This window comes from Streptomyces sp. NPDC053076, from assembly GCF_044546845.1.
GTDB lineage: Bacteria > Actinomycetota > Actinomycetes > Streptomycetales > Streptomycetaceae > Streptomyces.
Genome location: NZ_JBITZL010000002.1, coordinates 79,565 through 91,444 on the forward strand (window position 1 = coordinate 79,565; position 11,880 = coordinate 91,444).

At 71.4% G+C, this 11,880-nt stretch carries 10 protein-coding genes; 9 read left to right on the top strand and 1 reads right to left on the bottom strand.

What is annotated here, in order from left to right; translation table 11 throughout:
• Nucleotides 1-11: 11 nt before the first annotated feature.
• The 6 genes from ACIGYR_RS07635 to ACIGYR_RS07660 all read left to right on the top strand — a co-directional run bounded on the left by ACIGYR_RS07635 (nucleotide 12) and on the right by ACIGYR_RS07660 (nucleotide 7,362).
• On the top strand, nucleotides 12-605 hold the full coding sequence (locus tag ACIGYR_RS07635; protein WP_399596423.1) for a CGNR zinc finger domain-containing protein: 594 nt from the start codon (nucleotides 12-14) through the stop codon (nucleotides 603-605).
• A gap of 245 nt (nucleotides 606-850) precedes the next feature.
• Nucleotides 851-1,435 (top strand): sigma-70 family RNA polymerase sigma factor, encoded by a 585-nt coding sequence (locus tag ACIGYR_RS07640; RefSeq protein ID WP_184958216.1) that lies wholly within the window; start codon nucleotides 851-853, stop codon nucleotides 1,433-1,435.
• A gap of 50 nt (nucleotides 1,436-1,485) precedes the next feature.
• Nucleotides 1,486-2,265 carry an anti-sigma factor family protein gene (locus ACIGYR_RS07645; RefSeq protein ID WP_391845030.1) on the top strand — a complete coding sequence of 260 codons (780 nt, stop codon included), beginning with the start codon at nucleotides 1,486-1,488 and terminating at the stop codon, nucleotides 2,263-2,265.
• 307 nt (nucleotides 2,266-2,572) lie between these two features.
• Nucleotides 2,573-4,963 carry a HelD family protein gene (locus tag ACIGYR_RS07650; RefSeq protein WP_399596422.1) on the top strand — a complete coding sequence of 797 codons (2,391 nt, stop codon included), beginning with the start codon at nucleotides 2,573-2,575 and terminating at the stop codon, nucleotides 4,961-4,963.
• 378 nt (nucleotides 4,964-5,341) lie between these two features.
• The gene (locus ACIGYR_RS07655; RefSeq protein ID WP_399596420.1) at nucleotides 5,342-6,757 is read left to right on the top strand and encodes an NAD-dependent malic enzyme; all 1,416 of its coding nucleotides are present in this window, start codon (nucleotides 5,342-5,344) and stop codon (nucleotides 6,755-6,757) included.
• Between the two features lie 323 nt (nucleotides 6,758-7,080).
• Nucleotides 7,081-7,362: an HU family DNA-binding protein gene (locus tag ACIGYR_RS07660; protein ID WP_014673024.1), complete on the top strand. Its 282-nt coding sequence runs from the start codon at nucleotides 7,081-7,083 to the stop codon at nucleotides 7,360-7,362.
• A 150-nt stretch (nucleotides 7,363-7,512) separates the two neighbouring features.
• On the opposite strand, the gene murA is transcribed toward ACIGYR_RS07660, so the two are convergent.
• Entirely contained in the window at nucleotides 7,513-8,853 is a 1,341-nt protein-coding gene (gene murA, locus ACIGYR_RS07665) for a UDP-N-acetylglucosamine 1-carboxyvinyltransferase (RefSeq protein WP_391845035.1), read from the bottom strand.
• 279 nt (nucleotides 8,854-9,132) lie between these two features.
• Between murA and ACIGYR_RS07670 the strand changes: the two genes are divergently transcribed.
• The 3 genes from ACIGYR_RS07670 to ACIGYR_RS07680 all read left to right on the top strand — a co-directional run bounded on the left by ACIGYR_RS07670 (nucleotide 9,133) and on the right by ACIGYR_RS07680 (nucleotide 11,872).
• Complete coding sequence (locus tag ACIGYR_RS07670; protein ID WP_391845036.1) at nucleotides 9,133-9,705, top strand: YqgE/AlgH family protein; 573 nt, start codon at nucleotides 9,133-9,135, stop codon at nucleotides 9,703-9,705.
• A gap of 29 nt (nucleotides 9,706-9,734) precedes the next feature.
• Nucleotides 9,735-10,025 (top strand): DUF3039 domain-containing protein, encoded by a 291-nt coding sequence (locus ACIGYR_RS07675; protein WP_391845038.1) that lies wholly within the window; start codon nucleotides 9,735-9,737, stop codon nucleotides 10,023-10,025.
• A gap of 209 nt (nucleotides 10,026-10,234) precedes the next feature.
• Nucleotides 10,235-11,872 (top strand): beta-N-acetylhexosaminidase, encoded by a 1,638-nt coding sequence (locus ACIGYR_RS07680; RefSeq protein WP_399596417.1) that lies wholly within the window; start codon nucleotides 10,235-10,237, stop codon nucleotides 11,870-11,872.
• Nucleotides 11,873-11,880: the final 8 nt, after the last annotated feature.

Sequence of the window (11,880 nt, forward strand, 5' to 3'; positions counted from 1 at the left end):
GTGACTCGCACATGGCATTCGGTAGCGCCACGCCCCCGTACGAGCTGCGGTTCGATGCCGGGCGGGTGTGCCTGGACCTGCTCGCCACCACGCACCCGGGCGAACGGCTGGACGGGATCGCGGCGTTGTGCGCGTGGATCGGGAGTGCCGGTCTCGTGCCGCCCGGCACGCCGTTGGAGCACGCCGACGGCTCCTGGCCGGCCGGCTTCCGGGAACTGCGGAGGAACGTCGCCCTGTTGGTGCGCGGCATGCGGGACGTGCAGACACCGGCGTACGGGCGTGCCCTCGGCCGGGTCAACGAGGTGGCCCGGGCCGCGCCCCCGGCGCCACTGGCCGTACGCGGTGAGGACGGCGGTCTCGTCCGGGAGTTGGCGGGACCGCCCGGCTGCGCCGCCCTGCTCGCCGTCGTCGCCCGGGACGCCGTGGAGCTGCTCACCGATCCCGTCGCGTGGGCCGCCGTGCGGGAGTGCGAGGGGGACAACTGCCCCCTCGTGTACCTCGACACGTCCCGTGGACGGCGCCGCCGCTGGTGTTCCAGCGAGGCGTGCGGGAACCGGGAGCGGGTCGCCCGGCACCGGCGGCGGACCGCGCTCACGCGGGCCTGAGGGCGCCAGGGGCCCGAAACGGAAGTGATTTCTGCAACACCGTATTTCGTTGCCCTCTACACGGGCGTTGGCCGGCGCTCCCGGCGGTGTGTCGGAAATGTAAAGATCGGCCGGTGGGAATGTGCTCGCATGTCCCGCTCGTCACGTCATCCCGGAGAAATCTGTCACTCCGTTTTGAACATCGGGCCGCTTCGCCGCGTACGGGTGGGCGAGCGACCGACTGGGGGAACCCCCGGACACCGGAGGTGGGCGTGCGCAAGGATGCGGCCGTGGCCAATGAACGTGGAATGAGGGCCCGACATCGCATGTCCTCACAGCCCTCGGAGCCGGATGAGGAGCTGATGCGTGCGCTGTATCGAGAGCACGCCGGACCTCTGCTCGCGTATGTCCTGCGGCTGGTCGCCGGTGACCGGCAGCGCGCAGAGGACGTCGTACAGGAAACACTCATCCGTGCCTGGAAGAACGCCGGTCAGCTCAATCGGGCGACCGGTTCGGTACGCCCCTGGCTGGTGACGGTCGCACGCCGCATCGTCATCGACGGCCACCGCAGCCGGCAGGCCCGGCCGCAGGAGGTCGATCCGTCGCCGCTGGAGGTCATCCCCGCGGAGGACGAGATCGACAAGGCGCTGTGGCTGATGACGCTGTCGGACGCGCTCGACGACCTGACCCCGGCCCACCGGGAGGTGCTCGTCGAGACGTACTTCAAGGGGCGTACCGTCAATGAGGCGGCCGAGACGCTGGGCATACCGAGCGGCACTGTCCGTTCCCGGGTGTTCTACGCCCTGCGGTCGATGAAGCTGGCACTGGAGGAGCGGGGGGTGACGGCGTGATGAGCAATGGGTACGGGGGAATGCAGGGATTCGGACCGGGTGGTCCGGGTATGTCTGGGCCCATGAACCCCAGTCAGGGATCTTCGGTGCCGAGCGAACACGAGACCGTCGGCGCCTACGCCCTCGGGATTCTCGACGACGCCGAGGCAACCGCTTTCGAAGCGCATCTCGCCGGCTGCGAATGGTGCGCCCAGCAGCTGGACGAGCTGGCCGGGATGGAGCCGATGCTGGCCGCGCTCGCGGACCTCCCCGGCACCGGCAGCACGCCCGCGATCGGCGACTCGCTGTCCGCGAAGCCCACTCCGCGGCTGGTGGAGAAGCTGGTCGACGAGGTCGCCGAGAAGCGCGCCCAGAAGCGCCGGCGCAGCTTCTACATGATCGCGGCGGCGGCCGCGCTGATCATCGCGGGCCCGCTGGCCGCGGTGGCGGTCGGCGGCGGTTCGGACGGGGGCGACCAGGTCGCCGCGACGCCGGCCCAGGCGACGTTCCGGACCATGTCCGACAAGAAGTCCGCCACGGACACCTCGACGCACGTCAGCGCGACGGTCGCCATGGCGCAGAAGGACTGGGGCACCCAGGCGGTGCTGGAGCTGAAGAACGTCAAGGGCCCGCTGAAGTGCTCCCTGGTGCTCGTCGCCAAGAACGGGCAGCGCGTGACCATGTCGTCGTGGTCGGTGCCGAACTGGGGATACGGCGTCCCGGACGCCAAGACCGAGGACGCGAAGAAGCCGTTGTACATCGGTGGGGCGGCGGCCTTCCAGCCGAACGAGATCGACCACTTCGAGGTGGTGACGTTCGAGGGGAAGAAGCTGGTGCAGGTGGACGCGTGACGCCCGCTGCGGCCCTGGCGGAGACCGGGCGCCGCCGGCGCGGGTGCCCTCTCCGGGGGCCGCGCTTCCCAGGCCCCGCCCGGATGCGGGGAGGGGTCTGCCGCCGCATCGCCGGGCGCGGGTGGTCCGCGGTCGTTCGCGCAGTTCCCCGCGCCCCTGGGTTCGCCCCCCGGCTGAAAGGGCGCTCCGGGTTTCGCCCCCCTCGGCTGAAAGGGCACCCCGGGACGCGTCCCGGACCGGTGCCGTAGCCTCCCGGGCCCCCTTCGCGTACGGTTGACGGCTGCCCAGCACGTCAGAAGGGGGCCCGGTGGCCGCTCAGGTTCAGCAGTCCGCGGTCGGCTCGGTCAACGACGCACACGACTCCGTCCGCGACCGAGAGATCAGCATCGAGCAGGAACACCTGGACCGGGTGTACCGGCGGCTGGAGGAGAAGATCCACGAGGCCGAGTTCCTGATGCACGACGCGGCCCAGCGCGGCCAGGTCGGCACCCCGGGCGCGCTCGCCGAGCGGGACGCGCAGGTCTTCCGGGCCGGTGTCCACCTGAACCGGCTGAACAACGAGTTCGAGGACTTCCTCTTCGGCCGGGTCGACCTGCTGCTCGGCAAGGACGGCAAGAAGGGACCCGACGGCGCCTACACGGCGGTGGAGCCCGCCGAGGGCGCCGTGCGGGACGACAACACCGCCGAGATCGCCGAGACGCTGCACATCGGCCGTATCGGGGTTCTCGACCAGGACTACTCGCCGCTGGTCATCGACTGGCGCGCACCCGCCGCCGCGCCCTTCTACCGGGCCACGCCCGTCGAGCCGGGCCGGGTGGTACGGCGCCGGGTCATCCGGTCCAAGGGGCGCCGCGTGCTCGGCGTCGAGGACGACCTGATGCGGCCCGAGCTGACGGCCTTCCTCGACGGCCGCGAGCTGCCCGTCATCGGTGACGGCGCCCTGATGGCCGCCCTCGGCCAGGCCCGCGGCCACACCATGCGGGACATCGTCTCCTCGATCCAGGCCGAGCAGGACATGGTCATCCGGGCCCCGGCCGCCTCCATCACCTACGTGGAGGGCGGACCGGGCACCGGCAAGACCGCCGTCGCCCTGCACCGCGCCGCCTACCTGCTCTACCAGGACCGCAGACGCTACGCGGGCGGCATCCTGATCGTCTCGCCGACCCCGCTGCTCGTCGCCTACACCGAGGGTGTGCTGCCCTCGCTCGGTGAAGAGGGCCAGGTCGCGATCCGGGCGATCGGTTCGCTGGTCGACGGTGTGGAGGCCACCCTGTACGACTCCCCGTCCGTGGCCCGCGCCAAGGGCTCGTACCGGATGCTGAAGGTGCTGCGGAAGGCCGCCCGGGGCGCCCTGGAGGCGGGCCCGGCCGCCCCGGTGGGGCAGCTCGCCCTGGACGACGACACCGACGCCGGGACCGGCACCGGACCGCGGGTCTTCGACGGGCCGCCGGACCGGCTCCGTGTCGTCGCCTTCGGGCGTCGCCTGGAGCTGGAGGCGCCCGAGCTGGAACGTGTCCGCCGTACCGCCCTGGGCGGCACCGCACCGGTCAACCTGCTCCGCCCGCGCGCCCGCAAGCTGCTGCTGGACGCCCTGTGGGCCAAGTCCGGCGCCGCCACCCGGCACGCCGACCCGGAGCTGGCCGCCGAGCTGCGCTCGTCCTTCGACGAGGACGTCACCGGCGAGGACGCGTTCATCGGCTTCCTGGACGCCTGGTGGCCCGAGCTGACCCCGGCGGCCGTGCTCGCGGCCATGGCCGACGACAAGCGGCTCGGCCGCTGGGCCCGGCGGATCCTCAACCCCGGCGAGGTCCGCAAGGTCGCCCGCTCCCTGAAGCGGGACGGCCACTCGGTGCACGACGTCGCCATGCTCGACGAGCTCCAGGCGATCCTCGGCGCCCCGGCCCGGCCGCGGAAGAAGCGTGAGTTCGACCCGCTGGACCAGCTCACCGGCCTGGAGGAGCTGATGCCGGTGCGCGAGGAGTCGCAGCGGGAGCGGGCCGAGCGCCTCGCGCAGGAGCGCACCGAGTACGCGCACGTCATCGTGGACGAGGCGCAGGACCTCACGCCGATGCAGTGGCGCATGGTCGGCCGTCGCGGCCGGCACGCCACCTGGACGGTCGTCGGCGACCCGGCGCAGTCCTCCTGGTCCGACCCGGACGAGGCGGCCGAGGCCCGCGACGAGGCCCTCGGCACCCGGCCCCGGCGCCGCTTCCAGCTCACCGTGAACTACCGCAACCCGGCCGAGATCGCCGAGCTGGCCGCGAAGGTGCTCGCGCTCGCCATGCCCGGCTCCCGGTCCCCCTCCGCCGTACGGTCCACCGGGGTCGAGCCGCGCTTCGCGGTGGCCGGGGGCTCGCTGGAGGCGGCCGTGCGGGCGGAGGCCGAGCGGCTGCTGGACCTGGTGGACGGCACGGTCGGCGTGGTCGTCGCGATGAACCGGCGCGAGGAGGCCCGGCGCTGGCTGGCCGGGCTCGGCGACCGGGTCGTCGCGCTCGGCAGCCTGGAGGCCAAGGGCCTGGAGTACGACGCGACGGTCGCCGTCTCGCCCGCGGAGATCGCCGACGAGTCCCCGGCCGGGCTGCGCGTGCTGTACGTGGCGCTGACCCGGGCCACCCAGCAGCTGACGGTGGTGTCGGGGCTGCGCGACGAGCCGGACGCGGCGGGGGTTCCGGACCTGCTGCGGGATGAGAACCCATGAACCCCGGTTGCGGGAATGGTCTTACGGGATCCGTTTGTTAGCCTTGACGTGGCACCGGCCCGATCCAAGCCCCCGGGCCCAACCTTCGTCGCTACGAGCGACCACTTGCCGCGAGGCGAGCATGGCGGGTCGGTGTCATGAACGTGTGGGAGGCCCACGTCACGGATGTGACGTGGGCCTCCTTCTTTGCCCGGCCGCCCTCTTTCCCTGGCTGATCGTCTCTCGTATGGTGGAAGTGCTTTTCCGAAACCACCACCCGGCAGAGAACCTCGCGTGAACAAAACGTCCGTAACCCAGGGCGACTACCACGTACTCGGCGGTAGGTGCGACGATCGGACGGCACAACTCGCGACACGGTGAAAGCAGAGGAAGTCGGCCATGGCAACGGCGCCCAGCGTCTCCTACTCGATGACGATCCGGCTGGAGGTGCCCGCGAGCGGAACCGCCGTCTCGCAGCTCACCACCGCCGTGGAGTCCTCCGGAGGCTCGGTGACCGGCCTCGACGTCACCGCGTCCGGCCACGAGAAGCTCCGCATCGACGTCACCATCGCGGCCTCCTCCACCGCGCACGCCGATGAGATCGTCGAGAAGCTGCGCGGCATCGAGGGCGTCACGCTGGGCAAGGTCTCCGACCGTACGTTCCTGATGCACCTCGGTGGCAAGATCGAGATGCAGTCCAAGCATCCCATCCGCAACCGTGACGACCTCTCCATGGTCTACACGCCGGGTGTGGCCCGCGTCTGCATGGCCATCGCCCAGAACCCCGAGGACGCCCGCCGCCTCACCATCAAGCGCAACTCCGTTGCGGTCGTGACGGACGGTTCCGCCGTGCTCGGCCTCGGCAACATCGGCCCCAAGGCCGCGCTGCCCGTCATGGAGGGCAAGGCGGCCCTCTTCAAGCGCTTCGCCGGTATCGACGCCTGGCCGCTGTGCCTGGACACCCAGGACACCGACGCGATCGTGGAGATCGTCAAGGCGATCGCCCCCGGCTTCGCCGGCATCAACCTGGAGGACATCTCCGCGCCGCGCTGCTTCGAGATCGAGGCCCGGCTGCGCGAGGCCCTCGACATCCCGGTCTTCCACGACGACCAGCACGGCACGGCGATCGTCGTCCTCGCGGCGCTGACCAACGCCCTGCGGGTGACCGAGAAGGCCATCGAGAACATCCGGGTCGTCATGTCCGGCGCCGGCGCGGCAGGGACGGCCATCCTCAAGCTGCTGCTCGCGGCCGGCGTGAAGAACGCCGTCGTCGCCGACATCCACGGTGTCGTCCACGCGGACCGCGAGGACCTGGTGAGCGCCCAGACCGACTCGCCGCTGCGCTGGATCGCCGACAACACCAACCCCGAGGGCCTCACCGGCACCCTGAAGGAGGCCGTGCGCGACGCCGACGTCTTCATCGGCGTCTCCGCCCCGAACGTCCTGGACGGCAGCGACGTGGCCGCCATGGCCGACGGCGCCATCGTGTTCGCGCTCGCGAACCCGGACCCCGAGGTCGAGCCGGCGATCGCCCGGCAGACGGCGGCCGTCGTGGCCACCGGCCGGTCCGACTTCCCGAACCAGATCAACAACGTGCTGGTCTTCCCGGGTGTCTTCCGCGGTCTGCTGGACGCGCAGTCCCGGACGGTGAACACCGAGATGATGCTCGCCGCCGCGAAGGCCCTGGCCGACGTGGTGACCGAGGACGAGCTGAACCCGAACTACATCATCCCGAGCGTCTTCAACGACAAGGTCGCGGGCGCCGTGGCCGGGGCGGTCCGCGAGGCCGCCAAGGCGGCCGGCGCGACGGCCTGAGAACGGCGTGTCGTACGGTGCGGGGGGCTGTGACGATCACCACGGCAGCCCCCCGCACCGGCGCGTCGTGGAACCACCGGATGCCGGGCGCGCTCTAGGGTGACGGCCGAGCAGGCGCTTTTCGTGTGACTCCCCAGGGTGTTCTCACGACTCCTACGGGTGCCGGATTGGCTTTCCCGCCGCAGGTAGGGGCAGGATGCTCCCCCAGGGACTACGTCCCCCGGGGGCACCCCCAAGGGCGCGAGCGCATCGGCATCGCAGTGCCTCGGGCGGCTCCGCCGCGTGGCACACCCCAACGGCAAGAAAAACACGGGAGTAACAACATGAACCGCAGTGAGCTGGTGGCCGCGCTGGCCGACCGCGCCGAGGTGACCCGCAAGGACGCCGACGCCGTGCTGGCCGCGTTCGCCGAGACCGTCGGCGAGATCGTCGCCAAGGGCGACGAGAAGGTCACCATCCCCGGCTTCCTGACCTTCGAGCGCACCCACCGTGCCGCTCGCACCGCGCGCAACCCGCAGACCGGCGAGCCCATCAACATTCCGGCCGGCTTCAGCGTGAAGGTCACCGCTGGCAGCAAGCTCAAGGAAGCCGCCAAGGGCAAGTAAGCGCTCCGCTTCGAGCGCCGTGGGCGACTGCGGACCGGCCGTGGCTGGTCGCGCAGTTCCCCGCGCCCCTTCAAGGGCGCGCCTCAGCCGAAGACGCCGAATGGGCGGCCCCCCTGCACCATGGGGGCCGCCCATTCGGCGTACCCGCTGCTAGCCGAGCGCCTTGCCCGGCAGTTCGACCTTCGCGCCCAGTTCCACGAGCTTCTCCATGAAGTTCTCGTAGCCGCGGTTGATCAGGTCGATGCCGTGGACGCGGGAGGTGCCCTCGGCCGCCAGGGCCGCGATCAGGTACGAGAAGCCGCCGCGCAGGTCGGGGATGACCAGGTCGGCCCCCTGAAGCCTGGTCGGGCCCGAGACGACCGCGGAGTGCAGGAAGTTGCGCTGGCCGAAACGGCAGTCCGAGCCGCCCAGGCACTCGCGGTAGAGCTGGATGTGCGCACCCATCTGGTTGAGCGCGGAGGTGAAGCCCAGCCGGGACTCGTACACCGTCTCGTGGATGATGGACAGGCCCGTGGCCTGCGTCAGGGCCACCACCAGCGGCTGCTGCCAGTCGGTCTGGAAGCCGGGGTGCACGTCCGTCTCCAGCGCGATGGACTTCAGCTGGCCGCCGGGGTGCCAGAAGCGGATGCCCTCGTCGTCGATCTCGAAGGCACCGCCCACCTTCCGGTAGGTGTTCAGGAACGTCATCATCGAGCGCTGCTGGGCGCCGCGGACGTAGATGTTGCCGTTGGTCGCCAGCGCGGCGGAGGCCCAGGACGCGGCCTCCAGACGGTCCGCCAGGGCCGCGTGGGTGTAGCCGCCGAGCTGGTCCACACCGGTGATGCGGATCGTGCGGTCGGTGTCCATCGCGATGATCGCGCCCATCTTCTGCAGCACGCAGATGAGGTCCTCGATCTCCGGCTCCACGGCCGCGTTGGACAGCTCCGTGACACCCTCGGCCAGCACGGCCGTCAGCAGCACCTGCTCGGTCGCGCCCACCGACGGGTACGGCAGCCGGATCTTCGTACCGCGCAGCCGCTGCGGAGCCTCCAGGTACTGCCCGTCGGCCCGCTTCTCGATGGTCGCGCCGAACTGCCGCAGCACGTCGAAGTGGAAGTCGATGGGCCGGCCGCCGATGTCGCAGCCGCCCAGGCCCGGGATGAACGCGTGGCCGAGACGGTGCAGCAGCGGACCGCAGAAGAGGATCGGGATACGGCTGGATCCCGCGTGGGCATCGATGTCAGCCACGTTGGCGCTCTCGACGTGCGTCGGGTCGAGCACCAGCTCGCCGGGCTCCTCACCCGGACGGACCGTCACGCCGTGCAGCTGGAGCAGGCCGCGTACGACCCGCACGTCACGGATGTCGGGAACGTTGCGCAGTCGGCTCGGCGCGCTGCCCAGCAGGGCGGCGACCATGGCCTTCGGCACGAGGTTCTTCGCACCGCGGACACGGATCTCGCCCTCCAGCGGGGTTCCGCCGTGGACAAGCAGGACATCGTCGTTGACGGTCATGAATCTCGCGTTCCGATGAGTTGGTCAGGGGGCGGCCGATCACTGTGCGCAGGGGCCGGGAAGACAGGGTAATCGCCGATTACCCCCCTCCCGTAAGCCCAAGGGTGGCCCAGCCGCGTCATAGCTGTGTCACAACACGAACCGTTCCCTTTCGGGCACCTGGGGTCACCGGGCACGCGGGTGTGCGCCCGGCCCGCTTCGACGCGCTCTGAGCTGCGTTCACTCCCGCACCCCCGATTGGGTCCCCACGCCGGGGGAAGATGCGGGATCATGTCTGGCATGACCGAGGTGTCCTCGCTCACAGGGCGGCTGCTCGTGGCCACCCCCGCCCTGGCGGACCCGAACTTCGACCGTGCGGTGGTGCTCCTCCTCGACCACGACGAGGAGGGCTCCCTCGGTGTCGTGCTCAACCGTCCCACCCCGGTGGTCGTCGGCGACATCCTGGAGGACTGGGCCGACCTCGCGGGCGAGCCCGGTGTGGTCTTCCAGGGCGGCCCGGTGTCGCTGGACTCGGCGCTGGGCGTGGCGGTCATCCCCGGCGGTACGAACGGTGACCACGCCCCGCTCGGCTGGCGGCGGGTGTACGGCGCGATCGGCCTGGTCGACCTGGAGGCCCCGCCGGAACTGCTGGCCGCGGCCGTGGGCAGCCTGCGGATCTTCGCCGGTTACGCCGGCTGGGGGCCCGGCCAGCTGGAGGACGAGCTGGTCGAGGGCGCCTGGTACGTGGTCGAGTCCGAGCCGGGCGACGTGTCCTCGCCGGCCCCGGAGAGACTCTGGCGCGAGGTGCTGCGCCGCCAGCGCAACGAACTGGCGATGGTCGCCACGTATCCGGACGACCCTTCGCTCAACTGATGCCTGTGAGCTTCAGTACCCTGGCTGTTATGAGCACTCTTGAGCCCGAGCGCGGGACTGGTACGGGGACCCTCGTAGAGCCGACGCCACAGGTGTCCCACGGCGACGGCGACCACGAGCGCTTCGCCCACTACGTCCAGAAGGACAAGATCATGGCGAGCGCCCTCGACGGCACTCCCGTCGTGGCGCTGTGCGGCAAGGTCTGGGTGCCGGGTCGCGACCCGAAGAAGTACCCCGTGTGCCCGATGTGCAAAGAGATCTACGAGTCCATGAGCAGCGGCGGCGACGAGGGCAAGGGCGGCAAGGGCGGCGACAAGTAGCTCCCCGGTCCGCCCGGTGGCGGTGAGGTCCCCGGGGCGCGCGTCAGGCGCGCCCCGGGGACCTTCGCGTTCTCCGGCCCCCAACTGGTCCAGACCTCTTGTGGGGGTCCGGCGCAGTGCCTAGCCTGCGTGGTGTCGTGTCCGCGTTGTGCATGAGGCAATGCGCGTTGCGCTCCGCGCAACACGCGTGTGGGTAAGGGGCTGATGTGGTGGAACTGATTCCGGCGCCGCGCGCCATCGGGGGGCCCGGCGGGCCCGAGGTGCCGCTCGGCCGGGACACCACCGTGTGGGCCGGCCCGGGTACGGAACGCGCCGAACGCTGGCTGCGGACCACGCTCGGCGCCGCCCTGGGGCTGCCGCTGCCGCCCGGACCGCCGGACGCCCGGGACTCCGTGCGGCTGCTCACCGACGACACCCTGGAGCCGGAGGAGTACCGCCTCGGCGCCGTCGCCGGCCGGGGCGTGGAGATCCGTGGCGGCGGGCCCGCCGGCGTGTTCTGGGGCGCGCAGACCCTGCGTCAGCTGCTCGGCCCCGACGCCTTCCGGCGCGCCCCCGTACGGCCGGACGCCGGCCTCGGCGTGCCGCAGCGGATCATCGAGGACGCCCCGCGGTTCCGCTGGCGCGGACTTCTCCTCGACGTCGCCCGGCACTTCATGCCCAAGGAGGGCGTGCTGCGCTATCTGGACCTGATGGCCGCGCACAAACTCAACGTCCTGCACTTCCATCTGACGGACGACCAGGGCTGGCGGATCGAGATCGAGCGGTATCCGAAACTGACCGAGATCGCCTCCTGGCGCTCGCGCACCAAATTCGGCCACCGGGCCTCACCGCTGTGGGACGAGAAGCCGCACGGCGGCTACTACACCCAGGACGACATCCGCGAGATCGTCGCCTACGCCGCCGAGCGGCACATCAGCGTCGTCCCCGAGATCGACGTACCGGGCCATTCGCAGGCCGCCGTCGCCGCGTACCCGGAGCTCGGCAACACCGACGTCATCGACACCGCCGCACTCTCCGTCTGGGACGACTGGGGCATCTCCGCCAACGTGCTGGCTCCCACCGACACCACCCTGCGGTTCTACGAGGGGGTGTTCGAGGAGGTGCTGGAGCTGTTCCCCGCGGACGCCGCCGAGTTCTCGGAGTTCGTCCACATCGGCGGCGACGAGTGCCGCAAGGAGCAGTGGACCGAGTCCGTGACCGCCAAGACGCGGATCGCCGACCTCGGCCTCACCGGCGAGGACGAACTGCAGTCCTGGTTCATCGGGCACTTCGACGCCTGGCTCTCCGCGCGCGGGCGCCGCCTCATCGGCTGGGACGAGATCCTGGAGGGCGGCCTCGCCCCGGGCGCGGCCGTCTCCTCCTGGCGCGGCTACGGAGGCGGAGTCGCCGCCGCGCGGGCCGGCCACGACGTGGTCATGTGCCCCGAGCAGTACGTGTACCTGGACCACCGTCAGGCCCCGGGCGAGGACGAGCCCGTGCCGATCGGCTTCGTGCGCACCCTGGAGGACGTCTACCGGTTCGAGCCGGTGCCGGCCGGGCTCACCGTGGAGGAGGCGGGGCGGGTGCTGGGCACCCAGGCCAACGTGTGGACCGAGGTGATGGAGGACGCCGCGCGCGTGGACTACCAGACCTTCCCCCGCCTCGCCGCCTTCGCCGAGGTGGCCTGGAGCCCGCTGCCCGCCCCGGCGGAACGGGACTTCGCCGACTTCGAACGCCGGATGACCGCCCACTACCGGCGACTCGACGCCCTCGGCGTCGCCTACCGGCCACCCACCGGGCCCCGCCCGTGGCAGCGGCGCCCCGGCGTGCTCGGCCGCCCGATCGAGGGGATCCCGCCGAACCGGTAGCGGTGCCC

Bases quoted from the DNA above. Each gene is read 5' to 3' on its own strand.
- ACIGYR_RS07635 (WP_399596423.1), top strand. From the start codon at position 12: ATGGCATTCGGTAGCGCCACGCCCCCGTACGAGCTGCGGTTCGATGCC.
- ACIGYR_RS07645 (WP_391845030.1), top strand. From the start codon at position 1,486: ATGTCTGGGCCCATGAACCCCAGTCAGGGATCTTCGGTGCCGAGCGAA.
- ACIGYR_RS07655 (WP_399596420.1), top strand. From the start codon at position 5,342: ATGGCAACGGCGCCCAGCGTCTCCTACTCGATGACGATCCGGCTGGAG.
- ACIGYR_RS07660 (WP_014673024.1), top strand. From the start codon at position 7,081: ATGAACCGCAGTGAGCTGGTGGCCGCGCTGGCCGACCGCGCCGAGGTG.
- murA (WP_391845035.1), bottom strand. From the start codon at position 8,853: ATGACCGTCAACGACGATGTCCTGCTTGTCCACGGCGGAACCCCGCTG.
- ACIGYR_RS07670 (WP_391845036.1), top strand. From the start codon at position 9,133: ATGACCGAGGTGTCCTCGCTCACAGGGCGGCTGCTCGTGGCCACCCCC.
- ACIGYR_RS07675 (WP_391845038.1), top strand. From the start codon at position 9,735: ATGAGCACTCTTGAGCCCGAGCGCGGGACTGGTACGGGGACCCTCGTA.